The 511-nt window shown below is 53.2% G+C and carries 1 pseudogene; it reads right to left on the bottom strand.

The annotated features are described in order from the left end of the window. Nucleotides 1-511, bottom strand: a pseudogene (locus PGX78_RS09445) (hypothetical protein); the annotation flags it as partial.

The following is a 511-nucleotide window of genomic DNA, read 5'->3' as shown; positions in this document are numbered from 1 at the left end:
GCCGGTTCCTTCGACCTTCAGAGAACCGTCGTGAACGAGGAAGTCCGATTTGCCCGTATTGCCTTTTACAATCACACCGACATTCTTCAACTGAGCCACGTTGACAGCATCATAGTCGTCGGAACCGCCGGCTACGTTGATGATTTGGCGTTTTTCTATGTCATTGCCGACAGAAACGGCACCTTGAGTCGCTCCTGTTGCAAATACGGTCGGATTGTATTTGCGGTTATGAATAGCCGTTCCGTTTGCATAAGCCGCATCATAAGCATCCGATTTGGGATCCGTTGTAGCTCTGGAAGAATCTGCACCCGAACCGATAGCAACACCGCCGCTCACGGTCGTCTGTGCGCCCGTACCAATAGCCGTCGCATCATACGCATTCGAAACCCGTGCACCCCAGCCCATAGCCGTAGACCGCACGCTGTCCGTACCCGATACATTAGCCGTTCTGCCGATAGCTACGGACTCTCTGGCTTCCGTATACGCACCGTGACCAATAACCGTACTGTCT

The sequence above is a fragment of the Megasphaera sp. AF13-6AC genome, from assembly GCF_027685385.1.
GTDB lineage: Bacteria > Bacillota > Negativicutes > Veillonellales > Megasphaeraceae > Megasphaera > Megasphaera micronuciformis.
Note: the sequence above shows the minus strand (reverse complement) of the source record. Positions and strands in the feature narration are given on the sequence as shown.